The sequence below is a fragment of the Myxococcales bacterium genome (genome assembly GCA_022563535.1).
GTDB lineage: Bacteria > Myxococcota_A > UBA9160 > UBA9160 > UBA4427 > DUBZ01.
In genome coordinates, this window is sequence record JADFNE010000003.1 from 47039 (window position 1) to 69253 (window position 22215).

Consider the following 22215-nt stretch of genomic DNA (forward strand, 5'->3'; position numbering starts at 1 on the left):
CAAACGTTTCAAAGCGACGTTTCAATCTGCAATCGCGTTTCATCCCGAAACACTTTTTCGTGCTTCTCGCAGTGGAAGTTCATTCTCACCCGGCATCTGCGGGGACTCTCCCATTCCGGATGTTTCCGATGCGAGCTGCACGTTCTCGATGGTGAAAACCCGAACCATTTCGCTCGAGAATGAATTGGCATCCTCTTTGCTTTAGAGAATGTCAGCCGCTTCGGAGGTCCGGAATGGCTGACTAACAGGACTAGCTCGGGGCAGGTCTCGGGTTCGTCATTTAAACAAACGCGAAAACTTACGCGGTGAGTCTGGAAGGGTGCACACCGCGACTACGTCCTGCCACGGAAGTGCGGGGCGGAAGACCAATCGCATGGAGGGTCAAACGGTATGGGACTTCGAGTCAACACCAACATTGGTTCAATCAACGCGCAGAGGAACCTGGCGGATACTACGCAGCGACTGCAGAAGTCGCTGCAACGGTTGTCTTCCGGTCTGCGAATCACCCGTGCAGCGGATGATGCTGCGGGCCTTGCGATCTCCGAGAGTTTTCGCGCTGAGATCCGTGGGCTCGCCCAGGCGTCTCGCAACGCAAACGACGGTATCTCGCTGCTGCAGATCGCTGAAGGCGCACTCAACGAAACGAGTAACCTGCTCATTCGCATGCGCGAACTCGCGATTCAGTCGGCCAATGGCACCCTGGGTAGTAGCGAGCGCTCCACGATTGAGAGCGAGTTTCGGGACCTTGCATCAGAAATCACCCGCATCGCCACGGTGACCAAGTTCAACGGGACCTCTTTGTTGAACAACACCTCGGCGATCACATTCCAGATCGGAAGTGAAGGAACGAGTAGCGATACGATTTCGGTGAGTGGGGTGGAGGCGACGGCGTCGGCGATTGGCATCGGCTCCACCGTCAGTGTGTCGTCGGCCACCGGAGCGACGGATGCGATCGACACCATCGACAGTGCAATTTCGACCGTCGCCTCATTGCGCGCGAGTTTCGGTTCGGTGCAGAATCGGCTCGAGTCGACGATTCGATCACTCGCAGTAGCGCTCGAAAACACAGCGGCGGCCGAGTCACAGATTCGCGACGTGGATTTCGCCTCGGAAACGGCCGAATTGACCCGCAACCAAGTGTTGCAACAGGCGGGGGTCTCGATTCTCGGGCAGGCCAACATCTCGACCCAGTCGGCGCTGCAGTTACTGAGCTAAGTCCGTCGCGAACTACCGTGAAAGACCGAATTCGCCCCCGTCCCCAATCTGGGTCGGGGGCGTTTCGGCCTTAGCTTTCCCCCCCATTTTGCCGATACCCCAGGGGAGAAGTCCTGACTGGTCTCCCCAGGGCGAGCACCGAGTTCTATAATGCGCGCACCGAATTAGACAATTGACTGGCCGATACGGCTCGATTTCCCGTCCAGATCCCAGCTTTGATTTTGATAAGGAACGTACGCAGATGCGGAACAAAAAGGCAGATTCCTACCTTCGCGAATGGAAGCAGAACGAACAGTGTGCGGAGGCAATGCTTCCGTTGGTCGGGAATCTCTACCGCGAACACGGCGTCATCATCACCTGCTACGGCAACTCGCTGGTGAATCGCGGCCCGGTGGAAATCATGAACTTCCACCAGACGGCCAGCCAGATTGAGGGCAGCGAAATCAAGACGACCGATTCGCTGCCACTGCTGCAAGCAATTTGTGCGATGGACCTGGCGCCAGCGCGGATCGACATCGGCAACCTCCTTACCCACATGCGAAATACGGGCGGAGTAAAGAGCGCGGCCGAGTTCGTCGGCAATGAACTTTCCGAGGTCGACACCGGTCGCAAACCCCTGCTCGATAAACCCAAAGACGTTGTGCTCTACGGATTTGGCCGCATCGGTCGTCTGGTCGCGCGTATTCTGGTCGGCAAGACCGGTGGCGGAGAAAGTTTGCGACTCGCCGCCATCGTGGTGCGCAAAGGCTCTGAGGACGATCTCGAAAAGCGTGCCAGCTTGCTGCGAAGAGATTCCGTACACGGCGATTTTCGGGGCAGTGTGCTGCTCGACAAATCCGAGAACGCATTGGTCGTCAACGGCAACTTGATCCACATCATCTACTCCGACGCACCGGAGAGCGTGGACTACAACAAGTACGGAATCGACGAAGCGCTGCTGGTCGACAACACGGGGAAATGGACGACCCGCGAAGGTCTGGAGCGACATCTCAAGGCCCCTGGAATTTCGTCTGTGTTGCTCACCGCCCCCGGCAAGGACGACATCCCGAACATCGTCTACGGCGTCAATCACAAGGGCATCTGTCAGATGGGCCCTGTGCTCTCCGCGGCCAGCTGCACAACCAATGCCATCGTGCCCATCCTCAGCGTCATCCACAAGGCGTATGGGATCGATCACGGACACATCGAATCGTGCCACTCCTTCACCAATGACCAGAACTTGATCGACAACTATCACCCCACGGCGAGGCGCGGACGCAGTGCCGTCCTCAACATGGTCATTACCTCGACCGGCGCCGCGAAGGCCATCGGCAAGGCTATTCCCGAGCTCAAAGGAAAGTTGAGTGGAAATGCCGTCCGCGTCCCCACGCCCAACGTATCCCTCGCGATCCTCAAACTCGACCTCGACACCGAAGTCTCCGTCGAGGAACTCAACGCCCACCTGCTCAAGAATTCCCTCGAAGGCGATCTGGTAAACCAGATCGACTACACCAACTCGGACGAGGTCGTCTCCAGCGATTTTGTCGGAAGCCGCTACGCCGCCATCGTCGACTCCAAGAGCACAATCTGCATGGGCAAAAGCTGCGTACTCTACGTCTGGTACGACAACGAGTTCGGCTACAGCCGCCAGGTCGTACGCATCCTGGAAGAACTGGCCGGACTCGGATTGCAGACGTTCCCAAAGGCAAAGAACGGGGCGGCGGCTTAGGGGGTTGGCGGGGGTTTGGTCGCGAGGGCGTTTGCTTGCGAGGCTTTGGGAATGAGGCTCGGGGGTCTTGCTCTACTGAGCTTGTTGCCATTTGGGCAATGAGGGGAAGGGTAGTTGAGGGGTGGTGGGTTGGTGCGGGGTGTGGCGGTGGCGCGGACAGTGGGTGAATAAAAGTTCGCGAACTGTAGCTGTGTTTATTTTATATATCTGACGCATTATTAGGTTGATAAGGGCTATGATTCTGCTATTGTTAAGACATGGCAGTAATCAAGCAGCTCGAACTCGCTGACTATGTCTTGCAGAAGCGCATGAGCTCTGGACATGGTGGGCCGCGCAAAGGGGCTGGGGCCAAGCGGGTTGGGCTGGGGCAGGTGCCTCATCGACAGCGAATTGGATTTCAGAAACTCACTCCCGCCCATGTGACGTTGCGTGTTGTAAAGGGGCTCTCGAACCTTCGGCGACGATCGCTCGTGATGGAAGTGCGGAAGACCTTTGCCCAGGGGTGTGAGCGCGGCGACTTTCGGTTGGTTGAGTATTCCATCCAGCACAATCACCTTCACCTTCACCTTCACCTTCACCTTCACATAATCGTTGAGGCTGAGTCTCAGGATGCTCTCTCCCGGGGCATGAAGTCGATTGCGGCTCGGTTTGCACTGGCTGTGAATCGTGTCTTTAAGCGAACCGGTCAGGTGATCGCAGGCCGTTATCACGTTCAGCTTCTCACTTCGCCACAGCAGGTGCGCAACGCGCTTCGTTACGTGCTTCTCAATATTCGGAAGCACTTCAAGCAGCGGAACGGTCATGCGCCGCCGGTGAATATCGATGAAGCATCTTCGGGCAGCCAGTTCGACGGTTGGCGCGCAAGCTCCGAAAGCTTGCGCGTGAAGGTATTCAGCCAGGAAGATGTAGGAGTCGCCAAGGCAGCGAGCTGGCTCCTCAGCAAAGGCTGGCGCAAACGCGGCCTAATCGACCTCTCCGCAACACCTGGCTAAGAACTCTCCCCCACCCAGTCCCCTCGCCGACGCCCACCCCGTCCGCACTACCAAACCGGCCCTTTTCCCTAACCGCCCATCTGGCAACATGCCCAGTACGGCAAGACCCGCCGAGCCTCCTCCTTCAAGCCCCGTAAAAGGTGGAAACTGAAGATCAACTCACACCGAAACCGTCAAAGCGATTTCGAGAAGAGTGCCAAGGTGCGGGACCAAGCGTCGTTGGCCGAAGCTTCGTGATAGGAATCACGTTGGTCGCAATTGAAGCCGTGATCCGCGTCTGAATAGACCACGACTTCGTGACTGCCGCCGGTCTGCTCGAGAGCGTCGCGTATGGCGTCGACCTGATCCGAGGGAATCATGGTGTCTTTGCCGCCGAAGTAGCAGATCAATTGTCCTTGAATCTTGCCGCTGCGAGAAACGGTGGACGGACCCCCGCCGAGACCCGTCGGCGCCGCGATGCCGCCGCCATAATAAGCGGCGGCGGCCTTGATGTCCGTTTCGCATGCAGTGAGGTAGGTCATGTGCCCGCCGATACAAAATCCAATGGCGCCGATGCTCTCCCCCTTGACGAAGGAAGTGCCTCGCAGGAAGTCGATCGCGGCGCGGGCGTCTTCGATCATCGAGTCGGCCTGGAGTTGCTCGAGATGCCCCATGCCCTCGTTCATGCCGGCTTCGTCGTAGGCCAGTTCGATGCCGGGGCCGGTGCGGTGAAAGTAGTCTGGGGCCAGGGCGACGTAGCCCTCTTGGGCAATGCGTTCGGTGATCTGGCGGATGTGTCCGTTGATGCCGAAGATCTCCATGAAGACCAACACGCCAGGCAGGGTTTTGTCGCCTTGGGGACGTGCCAGGTAGCCCCCCATGGTGCCGCCGCTGCTCAGGAGAATTTCGACTGTCGATGTTTCGAGTGCCATGGATTTCCTCCGGTTTGGGGCTCCGACTCTAACCCAAGCGAACTCCCCGTGATATGCTCGACCCATGATCATTCCGTCCCTCGAGATTCCCAAGGCAGACTTCGAAGCCCAGACCGGCTGGTCGCTCAAGCCAGAGGGCGCCTGCAAAGGCGATCGCTGTGTACCGCTTCAGGCGATCGATTCCGCTGCGCACACCGTCGACGTGCGGATATTGAGCGAGACCCTGGGCATGCCCATCGTGCACGATGAAGCGCACGGTCTCTACGCGGTCGGCCCCGAGTCGGGTGGCCCCCTGTTGACGAGCGCCGCGTGTCCAGAAATTGTTCTGCCCGACCTCGACGGAAACGATTTTTCAATTTCTTCCCTGCGCGGGCGCAAGGTCGTGATCGTCAGCTGGGCGTCGTGGTGAGGCTGCAAAGCTGACCTGCCCGGGTGGCAGGCTCTCGCAGAAGAACTCCGGCCCAAAGGCGTGGAGATCGTAACGGTTGCGATGGATACCCAAGGTGCCGCCGTGGCCCGCGAATGGATCGAACTCGCAAAGCCGAGCCATCCCTCGCTGATCGACTCGGCCCACGTATTGGGCGAAAAACTCGGCTTCGTGAACGTACCCATGTCCGCCTGGGTCGACGAGCGGGGTATGTTGGTGCGGCTTGGCGATGCTGCGTTTACCCGGGAAAGTCCGATTCGCACGATGAAAATTACCGACGACATCCCCCCGCACTTGCAAGAAGTATTGCGCGAGGCCCAGAAAATCCAGACCGACCACGAGACCTACCTGGCTGCCTTGCGCGATTGGGCTGAGAAGGGTGTGAACAGCCAGTTTGCCTGGTCCCCGGCCGAGGTCGTCGAGCGCTCGGGGCCGCGCAATATGGATGCGGCTCGCGCGGCGGCCTGCTTTGAACTCGGCCAGCACTTGTACCGTGGAGGCAATGAGCGGGATGCGATCCAGCACTGGCGCGAAGCGCATCGCCTGGTTCCCGGCAACTGGACCTACAAGCGTCAGGCCTGGTCGATCGCGGACCCCGCCCAAGGCCCCACCGAGGATTATGAGGGCAGTTGGCTCGACGATGTCAAAGCCCAGGGTGGTGGCGAGGCCTACTACCCAACCTTCAAGCCTTGACGTCTAAAACTGAACCGTAGCTCCGAGCGCTCGGACTTCAGTCCGGTTCGCTGAGCTTCATCACCGTAATGGCTCCGCCCTGCGGGTCGATGACGACGGAAAAGCGACCGGCTGCGATATCGATCGGGTCCATGTCGACGACGCCTCCCAACTTGATCGCCTTTTCGATGGTCTCGTCGCAGTCGAAAACCGAGATGTAGGGCATCCAGTGAGGCGACAGGCCTCCCCATTCTTCCGTCATTTCGATCACGCCGCCGTTTGCTCGGCCTTGATTGAAAATTTCGTAGTAAACCGAACCGTCTTCATCGGATCGGCGAAACTCCCAATCGAACAAGTCCCCGTAAAAGCGAAGCGATTCTTCGGGGGTCGGGGTGACGAGTTCGTTCCAACAAAGCGACGTGGGATTGTTCACCTGCGCCGCACCAATGTGTTCGCCGGGCTGCCAGAGCGAAACCCGCGCGCCCACAGGATCGATCAGGGTCGCCATGCGTCCGGCGTCCATGACTTGCATCGGTGGCAGCTCGATGGTCGCACCCAGGAATTCGGCTTCGTCCGTGGTGGCGTCGACATCATCGACGTTGATGTAACTTGACCAGACAGCGGGCATTCCGCTGTTGCGGAGATCGACCGGCATTTGCGACATGCCCGCTACGGAGTGACCCGCAAACTGAAACTCTACATAGATTCCGCTTTGATCGTCCGGAGTATCGACCATGTCCCAATCGAACAACTCACTGTAGAAGTTGCGACTTGCTCGCAGATCCGGTGTCATGATGTCGATCCAAGAGAACTGGCCGTTGGTAAAGCGGGTAAAGCTCGTCATGGGGGCCCTCCTTTTTCGGATCATTTACAGATCCTGTTACGATTGTAGACCCGCAGCGTCGCAAGCTGTGTAAACAATATTCGATGATTTTCGGTGCTTTTGGGTGCTAGACGCTTCTTGTGCTCGACGGAGGCGAAATCGCTACACCCTTTTGAGATTTTTCGCGCAACAGCAGTTTCAGAGATCGGGCTGTAACGATCCGAGGAGAAGTTTGGATGATCTGGGGGTCAGGAATCTCGCTGCAGTCCGATAGCCAGGCGGCCGTGAGCGAGGCGAGCGAAGCGATTCGACGCGAACTCGCTTCGCAACCGGCGGATTTGGTGGTGATTTTCGTGTCCGGTTCACACGCCGAACGCGCGAGCGAGGTGGCGTGCATGGTTGCGGCCGAGTTCCCAACTGCGCTGTTGTTTGGTTGTACCGCCGCGAGCGTTATTGGGGCGGGCAGGGAGATGGAAGAAGGTGCTGCGGTAGCCCTGGCGGCGGCACGGCTGCCGGATGTCTCACTCTCGCCTTTTGCCATCTCGGGTCCAGAACTGCACGCGTTGGGCAGCGACACCGACGCGTGGCGCGCGCGGGTAGGTGTTGAGAACTGCAACGACCCGGGTCTGCTTCTGCTTGGCGATCCCTATTCCGGAGACGCCGAAGCGATCCTGCGCGGAATCGCGCACAGCTATCCCCAGAGCGTACAAGTCGGGGGACTCGCAAGCGGCGGCGGTCAGCCTGGAGAAAATCAACTCATCCTGGGCGAAAAGGTCTATCGCGATGGTTTCATTGGCATTGCGATGAGCGGAAATGTCGTGCTCGAATCGGTCGTGTCCCAGGGCTGTCGCGCTGTGGGTCCGCCCATGTTCGTTACGGCTTTCCGGGGAAACCAGATTCTCGAACTCGACGGTCGCCGACCGATCGACGTCCTCGAAGAAATTGCCGCCGAAGGACCCGAAGCCGACATCCCACTGTTCCGGGGCTCGCTGTTCATCGGAATTCAGATGGACCACAACAAGGTTACGGTCGAGGCCGGCGATTTTCTGGTGCGAAATCTGCTGGGCGCCGATCCCGTGAACGGTGGGCTTTCGATCGGTGCCGAACTCGTTGAAAACCAGGTAGTGCAATTTCACCTGCGCGACGGTGAGTCGGCTTCGAATGAACTCGATGAAAGACTCTCGAAGTACGCCAAGGAACGACCTGCGGTCAGCGGCTCGTTACTGTTTTCGTGTATGGGTCGCGGCCGCGGAATGTACGGCGTCGCCAATCACGACAGCGATGCCCTGCGTCGGCATCTCGGGGAGATCCCGGTGGCGGGATTTTTCGGTAATGGAGAAATCGGTCCGATTGCGGGGAAACCCTATCTCCACGGCTACACGAGTGCCTTTGGGTTCTTTCGCTCGCGAAATTAGTCTTCGCTCGCGAGCGCGATCTCGACCGCACAAAATTTGAACTCGGGAATCTTCCCGTCCGGATCGACTTTGTCCGTCGTCAAGATGTTGGCAGCGGCTTCGCGATAGTGGAAGGGAATGAAGATCGAGCCGGGTTGCGTCGACGTTTCGACACGTGTCTCGAGGCGAATCGCTCCCCGCCTCGAACGCACTTCGACCCAATCCCCAGGGCCAATTTCCCGCTGCTTCGCGTCGGTCGGATGGATCGATACGAAAGCATCGGGTTCGATGGCGTCCAGGGCCTTCGAGCGGCGGGTCATGACGCCGGTGTGCCAGTGTTCCAGCACCCTGCCGGTGACGAGAATCAGGGGATATTCGTGATCGGGCAATTCGTCGGCCCCAGTGTGCTCGGCCGCGACGAACCGTGCGCGCCCATCCTCGGTGGGGAATCCGTCGCCGAACATCACCACGGTTCCGTCGGAGGTCTCGGGGTTGGGGCAGGGATAGAGCTTGCCCGTCGCGCCGAGGTTGTGATGGGCGAGACCCTGGTAGTTCTTGGTCAGTGAAACGAACTCGTCGAAAATTTCTGCCGGGCTTTCATAGTCCATTGGGTAGTTCATGCGCGTGGAAAGATCGCAGATGATTTGCCAGTCGGTTCGGGCTTCGCCCGGTGGGCTGAGAACGGGGTTGCCGAGCTGAACTCGACGGTCGGTGTTGGTAAAGCTGCCGGATTTTTCGAGTGCGCTCGACGCGGGCAAGATGACGTCGGCAAACTCTGCGGTCTCGGTGAAGAAGATGTCCTGGACCACGAGGAAGTCGAGGTTGCCTAGACTTTCCCGGACGTGGTTGGTATTGGGATCACTCAAAAACGGGTTTTCGCCGAGGATGTACATCCCGCGAACGCTTCCACTGTGAGCCGCTTCGATGATCTCGGTCGTGGTCAAACCGGGCTTGGGGTCGAGTGGGATGTTCCAGGCCGCTTCGAAGTGCGCGCGTACTTCGGGAGAAGATACCGGTTGGTAATCGGGGTAGCTCATCGGGATGAGTCCAGCGTCCGATGCGCCCTGGACGTTGTTCTGTCCGCGCAGTGGATGCAGGCCGGTGCCGGGGCGTCCGATATTGCCGGTCATCAAGCACAGCGAAATGAGGCAGCGGCAGTTGTCGGTGCCGTGCACGTGCTGGCTCATCCCCATGCCCCAAAAGGTGATCGCGGCCCGGGCGCGGCCGTATTCCCTCGAGACTTCCCGAATGGTTTCCGCGTCAATCCCGCAGATCCCGGCCACGAGCTCCGGGGTATAGGATTCAACCGTCTTGGCGACCGTGTCGAACTCTCGGGTGTGCTGTTCGATGTAGTCGCGATCGAGCAGGTCTTCGGCGATTACGACGTGCATCATGGCGTTGAAGAACGCGACATCGCTACCCGGCCGAATCTGGCAGAAGCGCCAGGCGTGATCGGCGATCGGAATGTCGAGGGGGTTGACCACGAGTAGCTTGGTCCCCTTGGCCGCGGCGTCCTTGAAGAAGGTCGCGGCCACGGGATGGTTCGCGGTCGGATTGCAGCCGGCGACGATTGCAAAGTCTGAATTTTCGACATCGCCGAAGGTCGTCGTGACTGCGGCGGAGCCAATCATCTGGATCAGCGCAGTCACCGAAGACGCGTGACACAGCCGGGTGCAATGGTCGACGTTGTTGGTGCCAAAGGCCGTGCGCACCAGCTTTTGGAAAAGATACGCTTCCTCGTTGCTGCATTTGGCCGAACCGAAGCCCGCCAAGGCACCACTCCCGTAGTTCTTGCGGATATCGAGCAAACGCTCTGCCGCGAGATCGAGAGCCTCATCCCAAGTCGCCTCGCGAAATGCGGGCATCACATCGTTCATGTTCACCAGGCCGCCGGGCTTGCGCCGCCGCCGTTTCGAACTCTGAACCTCGCTCGAAAGTGGCCGCTTTGGATAGTCGATGCGAATTAGCGGAGTGGTAAGCCGATCTGCATGGGACGTGTAGTCGAAGCCATAGCGGCCCTTTACGCAGAGCCGACCGTGGCTGCCCGGGCTTTCGCGACCCTCGGCAAAGCGGATACGGTTCTTCTGTGGGTTGGCGTGATAACGAATCGCGCAGCCCACCCCGCAGTAGGGACAAACGGAATCCACCTTGGCCAGTGCTTCTAGCGGTTTGCGCTTCGTCTTGGTCTCGACTGCAGGTTCTGCGTGCTGTTCGCTGTCCAGCTTGTCGACAAGGGCTCCGGTGGGACACGCTGCGGCACATTCGCCGCAGCTCACACAACTCGAGGTTCCCATCGGTTGATCGAAGTCAAAGCTGATCCGGGCCTCATAGCCCTTTCCGGTGCGTCCCATCACGTCGTTGTGTTGCACTTCGTTGCAAGCGCGAATGCAGCGATCACAGAGAATGCAGGCCTGGTGGTCGACGGCGATGACCGGGGAGGAATCATCCTGCGGTCGCATCGCTCCGTCGGCGGTAGTTCGTTCAGCACCTTGCTCTCGCGCGAGCGCGAACAGGGCGTCATCGCCGGTTGAGTCTTCCCGGGCCGAACGTTCGGGTTGTTCGGCGAGCAGCATTCCGGTCAAGCCGCGACGGCAGCGCTCGATCTTTTCGCTGTCGGTATGGACGACCATGCCCGCCTGGGCTTCTCGCACACAGGACGCCGTCATCACCCGTTCGCCCTCGACCTGAACGACACACATCCGGCAGACCCCAACGGGTCGCAGCTTCGGGTCGTGGCAGAGAGTCGGGATGGAGTGTCCCGCTTGTAGCGCGGCGTCCCAGAGCGAGGTTCCCTGGACAACCTCGACGGGTTCACCGTTGATCGTCAGTGTGATGTTTTGTTCAGAGGGAGTCACGATGGTTTGTGCCCCGCGGCCAGCGAGCTGGGAAAGTTCTCCAACACACTTGAAATGGAGTTTAGAGCGGCTTGTCCGAGTCCGCAGATCGAGGTCTCTTGCAAGATCTCGTGCAGTGCCGGAATGCTGGCCAGCGCCGTTTCATCGCCGATCTGAATCAGCTTCACGGCCTTTTCGGTTCCGATCCGGCACGGCACACACTTGCCGCAGGATTCGTTGCGGAAGAAGGCGGTCAAGTTGCCCGCGAGTTCGACGAGATCACGTCCCTCTCGAATCGCGATGACCGCCCCAGATCCCAGCGCGCTCCCCACCTCTCTGAGCGCCTCAAAGGTCATCGGGATGTCGATGTGCTCTGCGGAGAGAAACCCGGTGCTGGCTCCGCCGGGTTGGAAGGCCAGGAGTTCGTCTCCGTCCGCCATGCCACCGGCGAGGTCGACCAACTCGCGCAGGGTCGTTCCGACGTCAACCTCGAATACCCCCGGCTGCGCCACGTCACCGCTGATCGAAAAGAACTTGAGGTCGGCACGCCCGGTCTCGATTACATGCGGAACCAACGCGAAGGTTTCGACGTTGTTGATCAGAGTCGGTTTCCCGTGCAGCCCTTCGACACCGGGGTAGGGGGGCTTGTTGCGCGGTTCACCGCGACGACCTTCGAGCGCTTCGAGCAGGGCGGTCTCCTCACCCAGGATGTATCCGCCCGGTGAAACGAAGACCTGGATGTCAAAATCGAACCCGCTTCCGAAGATGTTCTCGCCCAAGGCGCCAAGACGTCGCGCTTCGTCGAGTGCCTGGCGCACCCTGCCGAGTTCGGGTTCGTATTCGTGGCGGATATAGATCCACGCCTCGTGGCTGTCGATTGCAAGGCCGGCGAGCACCATGCCTTCGATCACCAGGTGGGGCACGTCGTGCAGCAGGACCCGGTCTTTGAACGTCCCGGGCTCGCTCTCGTCCGCATTGCAGATGACATAGCGGGGCGTTGCGGGCTGGTCTGCAACCAACCCCCACTTTCGGCCCGTGGGAAATCCCGCACCGCCCATCCCCCGGAGATCGGACTGGCTGAGGGTTTCGATGAGTTGGCTCGAAGCATCTGGCGCGGCGAGGGTTCTGCGCAGCAGATCGTAGGGTGGGTTGGCGTCGGTACCGGCATATGGATCGCATCGCCAGGTCGCAGTCGATGCAGGTTCTGCCTGCGACTCGATGGACTCGTGGGCGAGTGCTTCCAGCGCCTGGGACGCATTCATGGGAACGTCGTCGACGCTGCAGGCCGGCGCGTTGTCGCAACGACCGAGGCAGGAGACGGCTTCGAATTCCACGTCGCCCCGCGCTGCGCAGCGCGACCGCAGTGATTCGAGGGCATCGGCGCCTCCTCGCATATAACATGCGAGATCGCGGCAAACGGCGACGCGGTGGGGAGCCGGCTCGCTTCGACGCAGATGGGGATAGAACGAGCAAAGTTCCTCGACCTTGGCGCGGGGAATCCGACGGGTTTGACAAAACTCTTCCAGCGTGGCTTCCGGAAGGAAGCCGCGTTCTGCCTGAAGCTCGATTAGCTCTTGGAGAAGATTCATGGAAGTGAGGACTCTATCGTCAGGAAATGAGAATGGATCGGGACCAGACCCTAGCATCAAAGTTCAGGGGATACGTCAGAATCTGTACTGTGCACCGAGGCCGATCGTCGTGTGTTCGCGCTTACTAATTCTCCCAGTGGTTCCGACATAGGCCACTGTGATCCCGACCGAAATCTCGGGCGAAAGATAGTAGTCGAACCCCCCGCCGATGTGCGCACTGAGGCCGACGTTGTTTTCTTTGCCCCCGCTCGGCGGCTTGAAATGGAAGCGTGTAACCCCGATCCCGATCAAGACAAACGGCTGAAACCGCAGGGTCGTAAGGTATCCCTTGAAATTGGCGTTGAAGGCCAGAATGCTGATGTCGCCTTCTTCTTTGGAGTTGAGGTGCTTCAAATACTCGCACGAACCCTCGATCGCGACGTTGGCATAGAACCGGTTACCCCCGGTCAAAATGAAACCGACTCCGGTCTTGAACCCTTTTCCGTCGTTGTACTTTTTGAAGGACTCCTCTGCCAAATCCAGGCCGAGGCCAACGTAGTATCCCGTTTTGGGGACCTCAAACGCGGTTGCAACGCTTGGATTGAGCGCGAGAAACACAACTCCGGCGATTAGCGAGAAGGCCTGCTTGTTCAATGTAAATCCCAATTGATCTGCTGATTTGTGGGGGGGAGGTGCCCACCGGATACGTGCTGGGCATATGCTCGCTGACTCTGGCGCAATTGACAAGATTCAGCGTTCGGGTTCGTATCCCGCCAACTCGAGGGCTTCGCGGTATCGCTCCGGGGTGTTGCAGTCGCGAAAGCTCAGCAACTCGGGGTCGTGGATCCTGACTTCGTCTTCACTGAGCGCACTCACCCCCGGCAGCTCTAAAATTGCGCGCGGGCGCCGCTCTCCGGCCGCCAGCATCACTTCTAGTTCGGGGACCAGGGATTTCGAGTAGACCGCGCAGGTTGGAACGTAGTGGCCGCCGATCGTCGGAATTACAGCGCGCAGACCCTTTGCAAGATCGAACAGACCACGTATGAGCTTGTCCTGAAGTAGGGGAAGGTCACACGAAACAACGAACGCACGTTCGGCGGGGATGGCGCGCAGCCCGGCGGTCAATCCTGCCAAGGGGCCTAGCCCTTCGGCGGGGTCCCGGGCCACTTGAAGTCCCAGCTTCTGGTTGGGTGGAATTTCCTGTCCCTGTCGCGCGACGAGCCAGACTTCATCCACGCACGGCGCGACGATGCCGACGATTCGTTCGAGCAGCGTTACACCACCGAAGGGCAGGCTGGCTTTGTCGCGGCCCATCCGTTCTGAAAAGCCGCCGCAGAGGACGAGTGCTGCCTGGGACATGCGATGACTTTAGCGGATTGGCAGAATTGTGATCTCTCGAGCGGCGGGTTAAGCATTGCGAGGACAGGTTGGAGGGTGGACTTGGAATGGGGGCTGTCGTGGCGAACGATGGTAAAAAGACTGAAGGCCGCACAGCAGACGGCTCGCAATCCGAACGCGAGGTGGGATTGTGCTTCACGTGTCGCTACGCGCGTCGGCTCACCAGCGCGAAGGGCAGTGGTTTCTACCGCTGTGAGAAAGCAGCTGAAGACGATTCCCTGGTGGCGTATCCGCCGCTGCCCGTCACCCGCTGTCGCGCCTATTCGAAATCAGCAGCGAACACCCAGACCACAGCCCCGGACTGAACCCATGCCAGGATCCGGTTCAAGACTTGGGCGCGAACCGCACCTGCATCTCTTCAAGACCGGCGATGAAGTTTGAGGGTCGAAGCTCGAGCTTGGCCCCCTCTGCCAGTTCGAGGTCGGGCAGCCGGGGCAAGACTTCCTCAAAGAACAACCGAAGCTCGAGCCTGGCCAGACTCGAGCCCAGGCAGAAGTGTTTGCCGTACCCGCCAAAGGCGACATGCTCGTTCGGCACGCGCTCGATGTCGAAGCGATCCGGATCCGCGAACACCCGCTCGTCACGATTGGCCGAGTGGTAGAGCAGCAACACTTTGTCGCCTTTGCGAATGTTCTGACCGCGGAGTTCTACGTCCCGGGTCGCTGTGCGATTCATGTTCTTGATGGGGCTGACCCAGCGCAGCATCTCCTCAACGGCGGTCGGGATCTTCGACGGATCGTCGAGCAGCATCTGGCGCTGATCGGGATGTTGCATCAATGCGAGCATGCCCCCGGTGATCACGTGCCGGGTTGTTTCGTCGCCGCCAACCAGGATCAAAAGGCTTTCGTGGATCAGTGCTTCTTCATCGAGGCTCTCGCCTTCGATTTCCGAGTTGACCAGCAGCCCGATCAAATCGTCGATCTCCGGGTCGGCGCGACGCTTGGCGATGACGTCGAGGGTATACGCGGCGTACTCGCTGCCGGCCTGGACGGCGAGCCTCAGGGCATCCGGCCCGGCAGTAGCCGAAGTGGCGCCGAGCATCTCGTCGCTCCATCGCAACAGGCGATCGCGATCTTCGGGCAGCACCCCCAACATGTCCCCGATCACGATCATCGGCAGGGGTGCGGCGAGGTCGCGCACAAAGTCGCACTCACCGCGCGCGGCGACGTGATCGACCAACTCGTTGCAGATCTTTCGGATCTTGGGCTCGTGATCCTCCACCCGTCGCGGGGTAAAGCCGCGATTGACGATGGCGCGTCGCAGGCGGTGAGCGGGGTCGTCCATGTTGATCATCGAGGGGACCCACGAAGCGCTTTCTGGGCGCGAACCCTCAGCCGAACAGAAGGTCTCGGAATCTTTTGAAATCGAGAGAATATCTTCGTGCAGGGTGACGCCCCAGACCTTGGCTTCCTCGTCATAGTAGACGGGCGCATGCTCGCGCATCCAGCGGTACGACTCGATAGGATCGCCGCCATAGAAATTGCCGTCGAGTAAACGGATCTCGGGTCGTGTTGGGTGGTTCGGCAGTGGTTCTCTCCCCGGCCCCTAGCCCCAGCTCAGGGTCATCACGAATTTGCTGCAGGTCTGGAGTCGACCCAACCAGTTTGCCCGATTCTTTGAATCCAGACCAGCGTAGAACAAGCCGCGACGATCGCCCCCACCACAAACGCCAGCACGTGGTACACCCCGACGAACCCCTGACTGGGCGCCACAATCTCGACGACCGCGACCGCACTCGCACCAATTCCAAACGTCAACGTAAACTTGAGCCCGTAGGCTGTGGACCTCCAGCGCTCCGGCGTCAATTGAGCAAACAAGCTGTTCTCGATCGGCTGCATGCCCAGCGCGAAGAAGGCAAACAGCGCCGCTGCCGCGAACAGCGCGTACTCGGACGAGTACGGGATCAAGAGGACCGCCGGTAGACTCGCAGCGTGAAACAGCAGGTAGGAGGTCGGCAAGGGGAAACGGTCTGCGATCCGGCCGCCGATGTATTGCCCTCCGATCCCTGCACACATGGCGAGCGAAGTAGCGAAGCCAAAATTCAGAAAATGGATGCGTTCGGAAAATAGGGCCGGTTGGGCCACCGAGTTGGCTCGGTAGCTGAAACCCGCGAGCAGCGCGGCTGCGCAGAGGATCACGAAACTCGCGATGAGCAGGCGAGGTACTGGGGCACCGGTGTGTACGGCTTCTTGTTGCGCCCCCGGTGGGGGTTCTTCGAAGCGCAGGGCTCCGGTGGCGAGTGCGACCATCAGGATTCCAATGCCCGTCACGACGAAGGTCGTTTGGCTTCCGAATGTCAATGCGAGATAGCCCGTGACGGCCGGACCGAGCACGATCCCGATGTTTCCAAAAATACCGTTGATGCCCAGTGCGGTGCCCCGCGCCGAGATGCTTCGCGATATCAGACCCATTCCGGCGGGGTGGTATGTGCTGGCGCCGAGTCCCGCAAATGCCAGACACACGACGATTGGCCAACCCGGTGTTACGAAGCCCGCCGCGAACATCGCGCCCCCTGAAAGCAACAACCCGGTTGTCACGAGCACCCGGCCGCCAAAGCGGTCGGCCAGGTAGCCGGCGGGAAGGGCTCCAAAGCCGAGCAGCATGTACCCGATCAGGCTCCAGCCGAGGACTTCTTCGATCGGGAGACCGATTTCTACCGCAAACACCACGGCAAGGGTGGGGTACGCAAGTTCGACGTAGTGGGTGAGGGCATGCGCCGCACCGGTGAAGGCGAGCACTCTTTTTTCGTTTGCGTCAAAGCGGGATAGGGAAGCGGTTGCTGCCATTGGGAGCGTTTAGCCGACTAAATCCTTCAATTCAAGCGCTCGCACTCGCCAGCCACGAATCCCCATCAGCCGCCACCACGCACCTTCAGGGGAAGTTCGACGCCTTCCTCGAGGTGGCCCTTGCCGGGCACAAAGTTGGCTTCGATGCGAATCCCATCGGGATCCTCGAACAGCACGGAGTAGTAACCCGGCGCAAACCTGCCGTCTTCTGGTGGATGAACGATCTTGGCTCCGATTTCCAGCGCCACCGCGTGAATGGCATCGACGTCTTCTCGAGAGCGCGCGCGAAAGCACACATGATGCAGGCCCACGCGGCGCTGATCGAATGCGGAGTCCTCGAATTCGGGCGCTACCGGTGCAATCGCCACCCCTGTTCTGCCACCCACGCAATAGAGGAAGTCGTCCTCATCCATGATGGTTTGCAGGCTCATGGAGTTCAACAGCCGCCTGTAGAAAGGAACTGAGCGGCTCATGTCGCTCACGCTCAACTGGACGTGAGCGATCCCGTTGATGTTCACCATGTTTCATTTCCGTTCCACGCGATGAAGAGGGCCGACATGTTCAGTTTTTCTTTGTCAGCGTGTCAGCGGTAGAGCAGTCGGGCGAGTTTGGCTCGAAAGGCTCGCGTTACATCGTGGTCTGAACCCAGCACGTCGAACAACTCGAGCATGGCGCGACGCGCTGCCTCATCCTCGAAGTCGGGTGATGCCTTCACGACCTCGAGATAGATCTCGAGCGCATCTTCGTGCTGGTTGCGCGACGCGAGGTCTGCGCCTAGCTGCAGTTGGGCTGCGGGACCGTCCGGGGCGTCGGTTTTGTCTGTGGGTTGGGCTTCGGCGGGGGGCGGGATCAACTTGGCCAGGAACTCGCGCACCGAGGCCTCGGGTTGTGCGCCGACGAACTCGGCGACGATTTTTCCATCCGCAATACCGACGACGGCCGGGATGCTCCGCACATTGAACCGTTGCGAAGCCTCTGGAGCGGTTTCGGTGTCGACCTTGACCAGCAGGAAGGCGCCGGCAAATTCCTCTGCAAGCGACTCGAGCAGCGGACCGAGGGCGCGACACGGTCCACACCACTCTGCCCAGAAGTCGACCACCACGGGTTGCTGCGTCGAACCGCGGATCGCAACTTCTTCAAAGTTTGCGTCGTTCGCATTGACCACGAACTGCGAGTCACTCGGCATGGTGGGGCCAGTCTAGCCCTCATTGGGTTTGTCTGGGGCTCTCCGTCAGGCGGCGCAGGTGGTAGAATTCCGGCATGGAATACGGACTGACCTACTTTCCGACCGACATCTCGATGCATCCAGGTGAATTCGCCGCCGCCGCCGAGGCGCGGGGGTTCGAGTCTGTCTGGTTTGCTGAGCACTCTCACATGCCACTCGGCCCCATCACCCCGGGACCCCCTGCGGGCGACGAGGCGGGTCTGCCCCGTGAGTACTACGCGGTCTCGGATCCGTTCGTTGCGCTGAGCTTTGCTGCGGCGACCACGACCACGCTGAAACTCGGCAGCGGAATCTGCCTGGTTCCCCAGCGCGACGTATTTCAGACCGCAAAGCAGGTGGCGAGCCTCGATCTCTACTCTGGGGGGCGTTTTCTGTTCGGCATCGGCGGCGGGTGGAACCAGCCCGAAATGGAAAATCACGGCATCCCCCATCGCGACCGGTTCGTCATCATGCGCGAAAAGGTCGAAGCCATGATTCAACTCTGGACCGAAGAGCAAGCCGAGTACCACGGCAACTTCGTCGACTTCAGTGCTTGTCACGCCTGGCCCAAGCCCGTGCAGTCCCCGTATCCGCCCATTCATGTCGGCGGCGCGGGGCCCGCCGCAATTCGGCGCGCGGTTCGCTACGGCGACGGTTGGATTCCGCTCATGGCCGCAGGAGACGACGATCCCCTGCTGCTGATTCCGCGTCTGCACCGGGAGTTGGAAGAGGCGGGGCGCGACGTGGAGCGTTTCGAAATCACGATCTACTTCTGTCCGGCAGACCCCGAGGTCGTGAAGCGCTGTGAAGAAGCCGGGGTATCGCGAGTGTTGTTCGGGGCGCCTTCGGTCGCAGCGGATGCATTGCTCCCCGCGCTCGACCAGTTGGCTGAACTCACGAAGTAGCTCGAATTCAGAATCCCGATTCGTAGTAGGGGTTCGCACCAGCGGCGTGATCGGTGGTGTCCATGATCTCGCTGATCTCCGGAATTTGCGATCGCAATGTGGTTTCGACGCCTTGTCTCAGGGTGGCGCTCGCCATGCCGCAACCCTGGCAGCCACCTCCCATGTGCAGGAAGATGCGAGTGCCCTGTACATCGAGTAGTGAGATGTAGCCGCCGTGACTGGCGACCGAGGGATTGATTTCGCTGTCGAGGATTGCCTGGACGCGGTTGCGCAGTTCGTCTTCGGGGCCCGTGCCCGCAGCGGCTGCGGCGATCGCGTCTACCGGCGAAGCGACGTCATCGACTGTCGGATCGAGTCCGCTGCGAATTGCGTCTTCAATCGGTTGCAACAGCTTGGGCCATTCGGCCCCGGCGTGCTTGGCCACGATCAACATGTTGCCCTTTACGATCACCGAATGAACTCCGGCCACGCGCATGATCCGCTGAACCATCGGCCAGCCCTCTGCTTCTCCGTACGTCTCGAAGAACTCGGTCTTGTCCGGCGACAGATCGCGATTGAGGATGATCTTGCAGGTGTCGGTTTCGGGGCCGGGATCGCTGAGCTGAATTTCGAGGGGTTGTTCCACGCTGTCACTTTCGGCATTTGCTTCGGTGTTGGTTGCGGTTTCGCTTTCGGGTTGGCTTTCGGAATCGGCGGCCCGATCGTCGCCGGGGTCGCCGCCCAGGAAATTCTTTACGCGTTCGATGACATTCATGTTGCTGCTCCCCCGTTGGCGCTTTGGCTCGCTCCGGACAAGAGTAGCACCCGGTGCTCCATTTCCTTGAGCGGCATCAGATCGCCTTTGCGCGACGCCACTTCCATGCCGTCGCGGTAGACGGCTTCGGCGTCCGCCGGCCGGTTCAGCGCCTCCAGGGCCTTGCCCCGCGCCAGATAGACCGCAGAATTCTTGGCATCGACCTCACACGCCTTGGCGTAGTGCGACTCAGCGCGTTCCCATTCGCCGAGGGTCGACAGCGCGTTCCCACTGCCAAACAGCGCCACCTGGTCGTCAGGATCGATTTCGAGTACCTGGCTGAACATGCTCAGTTTTCGCTTGGCGTCACTCAGCGCTTGCTGCTGCACCTGCGCATCGATCTCGTCGCTGGTGATGCCAGTTCCGGTGCCCAACGCCAAGCTCTTCTGCATCGCCTTGGCGGCCTCGTTTTCCGCGGAAATCTTGTCGCCGATCTTCATGTAGTAGAGCGAGAGATTGGTATTCACCATTGGCGCTTCGGGGGCCAATTCCTCGAGCCGCTTGAAAATGTCGATGGCCTCGTGAAAGCGCTGGGAGCGTCCGAGGATTACCCCGACGGCCTCGTAGCCGTCTGAAAAACCCGGATCGAGCTGCAGCGCATCTTCGAGAATCGAGAGCGCTTGCTCCTCCGCCCCCTGAGCGAAGACGCGAATCGCGCGGTCATAGAGGAACGCCACACGCTCATCGCGACCCGGTGCATGGTAAAACGGCAACAGCGTGACCCGTGCTGCGATCGGGCCCTGCTTTCCCTGAATGTCGATTTCGGTTCCGGGTGTGCGGTGGGCTTTGTCCAGATAGGCAAAGGCGATCGGGTAGCCGAGGACCGGCGAGAGTGTGCGGGAAACAATCTGGCCGATGCTCTTTTCGTTCTCGCTCGCATGAAGAGCTTGACCGGGGTCGGGCAGGCTTTCGAGCAGCGCTGCTTGCTGGGACCAATCTCCTTGCTGGGCACACTCGAAGACGAGTCCCCGCAGCCCAAAGGGCAGGGCGCCATAGGTGCGCACTCGAGCGATCACTTCCTGTCCCAGGTAGCACCCTTTGGTGTAACTCACCGCATGTTGTTCGAGTCCGGTTTCGGGCAGGATGCATTTGCGATCTCGAGTGTCGGGGCCGACCCGTACCTGGCCCGCTTCAATGCGCATGATTTCCAACACCAGAGAAAGTTCGGGTTCGACGAGCACCTCGAACCCGACTTGCCGGGCGGCCCGTTCCAACCTCTCCTCAGCGCGTTCGGCCGCCGAAGCGGGGTTCTTGGGCAGGGCGATCAGATAGCCGGCGTCACCGGTAAGCGAGCGAGAAATGACAAGGCCGGGCTCGTCGGGCGCGAATTCCAATTCGCGAATGCCGTACGACTCGAAGCCTTCCCAGGCAACAGACCCATCTGCCTTGCAGGCCTCTTCGATCGCATGCCTGGCGTCCGGGCCCTGCAGCGTGCTGAACTGGTAGTCGTCCGAGACATCCGTGCAGCTCACGTCGTCCGAGAACAGGAAGTCGTCGAATGCCGCGAGCAGCTGCGGCACGGCTTCGCGCTCGAGGATCAACAGGAATGCCGCTGGAGTTTCCGCCTTCGCCGGAAGCCGGTGCAGCGAAAAAAAATGCAACAACTGTCCCTGCCGATTCACTCGTGCAGAAAAATTGCCTTCGCCCGCTGCGAGGGCATCGACTTCGTTCGTCACCTGGCTGTGGAGGAAACTCGCAGCGTCCTTGCCACGAGCGAGGATGGCACCGGGGTTCGCGAGTCCACAGGCACCGGCTTCTCCCCGAGCCAACCGGGCAAAGAAGCCCGATTTCCGGACGGCACCGGCGAGTTCAAGAGTGTTCGATTCAGGAATCATGGCGTTGTTCCGCGACCTGACGATGCGAGAGCGGGCTCTGGGCCCGGGCAGATCGCAGCGGACTGCCAGCGTCTCAGATCGAGAAGCTCTCCCCACACCCACAGGTGTTCGACGCTTGTGGATTTTGGAAAACGAATCCGCGGCCTTCGAGGCCGCTCTGGTGGTCGAGGGTGATTCCGCTGAGATAGATCGTGCTTTTGCGGTCGAGGAATACCTTGAAGTTCGCGAAGTCGATCACCGTATCGCCCTCTTGTTCTTCGGTGAATTCGAGGCAGTAGCTCAAGCCGGAGCACCCGCCGCCCTTGATGCCGAGGCGAAGACCGGGCATTCCCTCTTCTATGAGCAGGCGCCGGACTTCCGTTTTAGCCGCCGGGGTAAGGGACACGACCTGGTTGTTGCCGGATTCGTCTGAGGATTGAGTGGCGGCCGGGGCGGTCCATTCCAGGGGCGCGCTGACTTTGCTGCTCGATGATTCGTCGGCCATGGTCTCGTTCTCCGTCCTCTAGATCGTTGTAGATCTCGTCGCGATCGCGTCCGCGTCAAGCCATCGTTCTTCGTGTGTAGTCCGCGTGTGGGCTCGAACAATTGTGTCTCGACCCGGGTACTCTCGACTCATCGGCAAAAACCAGCACGGAATTGATAACACCGCGCCCGCCTTGGGCAAAAAATGAGTAATTTCAGCGGTCTAGCGACCTCTGAGTGTAACGCCGCTCACGCCGGGAAACAAGTTTGGACCGGCAGCACGTGCGC

The 22215-nt window shown here is 60.0% G+C and carries 20 protein-coding genes; 7 read left to right on the forward strand and 13 right to left on the reverse strand.

Features of this window, described 5'->3' with window-relative positions; translation table 11 throughout:
• Positions 1-390 precede the first annotated feature (390 nt).
• From IH881_01825 to IH881_01835, 3 genes are all read left to right on the forward strand, one after another.
• Complete coding sequence (locus IH881_01825; GenBank protein ID MCH7866404.1) at positions 391-1215, forward strand: flagellin FliC; 825 nt, start codon at positions 391-393, stop codon at positions 1213-1215.
• Between the two features lie 241 nt (positions 1216-1456).
• Positions 1457-2923 carry a glyceraldehyde-3-phosphate dehydrogenase gene (locus IH881_01830; GenBank protein MCH7866405.1) on the forward strand — a complete coding sequence of 489 codons (1467 nt, stop codon included), beginning with the start codon at positions 1457-1459 and terminating at the stop codon, positions 2921-2923.
• A gap of 257 nt (positions 2924-3180) precedes the next feature.
• A complete protein-coding gene (locus IH881_01835; GenBank protein ID MCH7866406.1) occupies positions 3181-3915 on the forward strand; it encodes a hypothetical protein in 735 nt (244 codons plus the stop codon).
• Between the two features lie 173 nt (positions 3916-4088).
• Here IH881_01835 and IH881_01840 read toward each other — a convergent pair whose 3' ends face one another.
• Positions 4089-4826, reverse strand: coding sequence for a dienelactone hydrolase family protein (locus tag IH881_01840; protein MCH7866407.1), 738 nt, complete (start codon positions 4824-4826; stop codon positions 4089-4091).
• A gap of 64 nt (positions 4827-4890) precedes the next feature.
• On the opposite strand from IH881_01840, the gene IH881_01845 reads away from it, so the two are divergent.
• Positions 4891-5946, forward strand: coding sequence for a redoxin family protein (locus IH881_01845; GenBank protein MCH7866408.1), 1056 nt, complete (start codon positions 4891-4893; stop codon positions 5944-5946).
• Between the two features lie 37 nt (positions 5947-5983).
• On the opposite strand, the gene IH881_01850 is transcribed toward IH881_01845, so the two are convergent.
• Positions 5984-6769, reverse strand: a complete 786-nt coding sequence (locus IH881_01850) for a VOC family protein (protein ID MCH7866409.1) — start codon at positions 6767-6769, stop codon at positions 5984-5986.
• A gap of 215 nt (positions 6770-6984) precedes the next feature.
• Between IH881_01850 and IH881_01855 the strand changes: the two genes are divergently transcribed.
• Positions 6985-8163 (forward strand): FIST C-terminal domain-containing protein, encoded by a 1179-nt coding sequence (locus IH881_01855; GenBank protein ID MCH7866410.1) that lies wholly within the window; start codon positions 6985-6987, stop codon positions 8161-8163.
• On the opposite strand, the gene fdhF is transcribed toward IH881_01855, so the two are convergent.
• From fdhF to IH881_01875, 4 genes are all read right to left on the reverse strand, one after another.
• Positions 8160-11000, reverse strand: coding sequence for a formate dehydrogenase subunit alpha (fdhF, locus tag IH881_01860; protein MCH7866411.1), 2841 nt, complete (start codon positions 10998-11000; stop codon positions 8160-8162). The genes IH881_01855 and fdhF overlap by 4 nt on opposite strands.
• Entirely contained in the window at positions 10994-12565 is a 1572-nt protein-coding gene (locus tag IH881_01865; GenBank protein ID MCH7866412.1) for an NAD(P)H-dependent oxidoreductase subunit E, read from the reverse strand. Before IH881_01865 ends, fdhF begins: the two co-directional genes overlap by 7 nt.
• 75 nt (positions 12566-12640) lie before the next feature.
• On the reverse strand, positions 12641-13198 hold the full coding sequence (locus IH881_01870) for a porin family protein (protein MCH7866413.1): 558 nt from the start codon (positions 13196-13198) through the stop codon (positions 12641-12643).
• 96 nt (positions 13199-13294) lie between these two features.
• Positions 13295-13903, reverse strand: a complete 609-nt coding sequence (locus IH881_01875; protein ID MCH7866414.1) for a molybdenum cofactor guanylyltransferase — start codon at positions 13901-13903, stop codon at positions 13295-13297.
• A 98-nt stretch (positions 13904-14001) separates the two neighbouring features.
• On the opposite strand from IH881_01875, the gene IH881_01880 reads away from it, so the two are divergent.
• Positions 14002-14247: a hypothetical protein gene (locus tag IH881_01880; protein MCH7866415.1), complete on the forward strand. Its 246-nt coding sequence runs from the start codon at positions 14002-14004 to the stop codon at positions 14245-14247.
• Between the two features lie 19 nt (positions 14248-14266).
• Here the strand turns inward: IH881_01880 and IH881_01885 are convergent, their stop codons facing one another.
• The 4 genes from IH881_01885 to IH881_01900 form a co-directional block, all read right to left on the reverse strand.
• Complete coding sequence (locus IH881_01885; GenBank protein MCH7866416.1) at positions 14267-15385, reverse strand: cytochrome P450; 1119 nt, start codon at positions 15383-15385, stop codon at positions 14267-14269.
• Between the two features lie 122 nt (positions 15386-15507).
• The gene (locus tag IH881_01890; GenBank protein ID MCH7866417.1) at positions 15508-16728 is read right to left on the reverse strand and encodes an MFS transporter; all 1221 of its coding nucleotides are present in this window, start codon (positions 16726-16728) and stop codon (positions 15508-15510) included.
• A gap of 65 nt (positions 16729-16793) precedes the next feature.
• Positions 16794-17249, reverse strand: a complete 456-nt coding sequence (locus IH881_01895; protein ID MCH7866418.1) for a VOC family protein — start codon at positions 17247-17249, stop codon at positions 16794-16796.
• 62 nt (positions 17250-17311) lie between these two features.
• Positions 17312-17914, reverse strand: a complete 603-nt coding sequence (locus IH881_01900; GenBank protein MCH7866419.1) for a tetratricopeptide repeat protein — start codon at positions 17912-17914, stop codon at positions 17312-17314.
• 74 nt (positions 17915-17988) lie between these two features.
• Between IH881_01900 and IH881_01905 the strand changes: the two genes are divergently transcribed.
• Positions 17989-18837 carry an LLM class F420-dependent oxidoreductase gene (locus tag IH881_01905; protein ID MCH7866420.1) on the forward strand — a complete coding sequence of 283 codons (849 nt, stop codon included), beginning with the start codon at positions 17989-17991 and terminating at the stop codon, positions 18835-18837.
• A gap of 7 nt (positions 18838-18844) precedes the next feature.
• Here IH881_01905 and IH881_01910 read toward each other — a convergent pair whose 3' ends face one another.
• The 3 genes from IH881_01910 to IH881_01920 form a co-directional block, all read right to left on the reverse strand.
• Positions 18845-19312 (reverse strand): NifU family protein, encoded by a 468-nt coding sequence (locus IH881_01910; protein MCH7866421.1) that lies wholly within the window; start codon positions 19310-19312, stop codon positions 18845-18847.
• Positions 19313-19587: 275 nt separating this feature from the next.
• Entirely contained in the window at positions 19588-21465 is a 1878-nt protein-coding gene (locus IH881_01915; protein ID MCH7866422.1) for a hypothetical protein, read from the reverse strand.
• A gap of 73 nt (positions 21466-21538) precedes the next feature.
• The gene (locus tag IH881_01920; protein MCH7866423.1) at positions 21539-21949 is read right to left on the reverse strand and encodes an iron-sulfur cluster assembly accessory protein; all 411 of its coding nucleotides are present in this window, start codon (positions 21947-21949) and stop codon (positions 21539-21541) included.
• Positions 21950-22215: the final 266 nt, after the last annotated feature.

Coding starts and splice junctions, on each gene's coding strand:
- IH881_01885 (MCH7866416.1), bottom strand. CDS start 15,385: ATGCGCGAGCATGCGCCCGTCTACTATGACGAGGAAGCCAAGGTCTGG.
- IH881_01850 (MCH7866409.1), bottom strand. CDS start 6,769: ATGACGAGCTTTACCCGCTTTACCAACGGCCAGTTCTCTTGGATCGAC.
- IH881_01835 (MCH7866406.1), top strand. CDS start 3,181: ATGGCAGTAATCAAGCAGCTCGAACTCGCTGACTATGTCTTGCAGAAG.
- IH881_01915 (MCH7866422.1), bottom strand. CDS start 21,465: ATGATTCCTGAATCGAACACTCTTGAACTCGCCGGTGCCGTCCGGAAA.
- IH881_01825 (MCH7866404.1), top strand. CDS start 391: ATGGGACTTCGAGTCAACACCAACATTGGTTCAATCAACGCGCAGAGG.
- IH881_01855 (MCH7866410.1), top strand. CDS start 6,985: ATGATCTGGGGGTCAGGAATCTCGCTGCAGTCCGATAGCCAGGCGGCC.
- IH881_01830 (MCH7866405.1), top strand. CDS start 1,457: ATGCGGAACAAAAAGGCAGATTCCTACCTTCGCGAATGGAAGCAGAAC.
- IH881_01875 (MCH7866414.1), bottom strand. CDS start 13,903: ATGTCCCAGGCAGCACTCGTCCTCTGCGGCGGCTTTTCAGAACGGATG.
- IH881_01890 (MCH7866417.1), bottom strand. CDS start 16,728: ATGGCAGCAACCGCTTCCCTATCCCGCTTTGACGCAAACGAAAAAAGA.
- IH881_01900 (MCH7866419.1), bottom strand. CDS start 17,914: ATGCCGAGTGACTCGCAGTTCGTGGTCAATGCGAACGACGCAAACTTT.
- IH881_01895 (MCH7866418.1), bottom strand. CDS start 17,249: ATGGTGAACATCAACGGGATCGCTCACGTCCAGTTGAGCGTGAGCGAC.
- IH881_01840 (MCH7866407.1), bottom strand. CDS start 4,826: ATGGCACTCGAAACATCGACAGTCGAAATTCTCCTGAGCAGCGGCGGC.
- IH881_01910 (MCH7866421.1), bottom strand. CDS start 19,312: ATGCGCGTGGCCGGAGTTCATTCGGTGATCGTAAAGGGCAACATGTTG.
- IH881_01865 (MCH7866412.1), bottom strand. CDS start 12,565: ATGAATCTTCTCCAAGAGCTAATCGAGCTTCAGGCAGAACGCGGCTTC.
- IH881_01920 (MCH7866423.1), bottom strand. CDS start 21,949: ATGGCCGACGAATCATCGAGCAGCAAAGTCAGCGCGCCCCTGGAATGG.
- IH881_01905 (MCH7866420.1), top strand. CDS start 17,989: ATGGAATACGGACTGACCTACTTTCCGACCGACATCTCGATGCATCCA.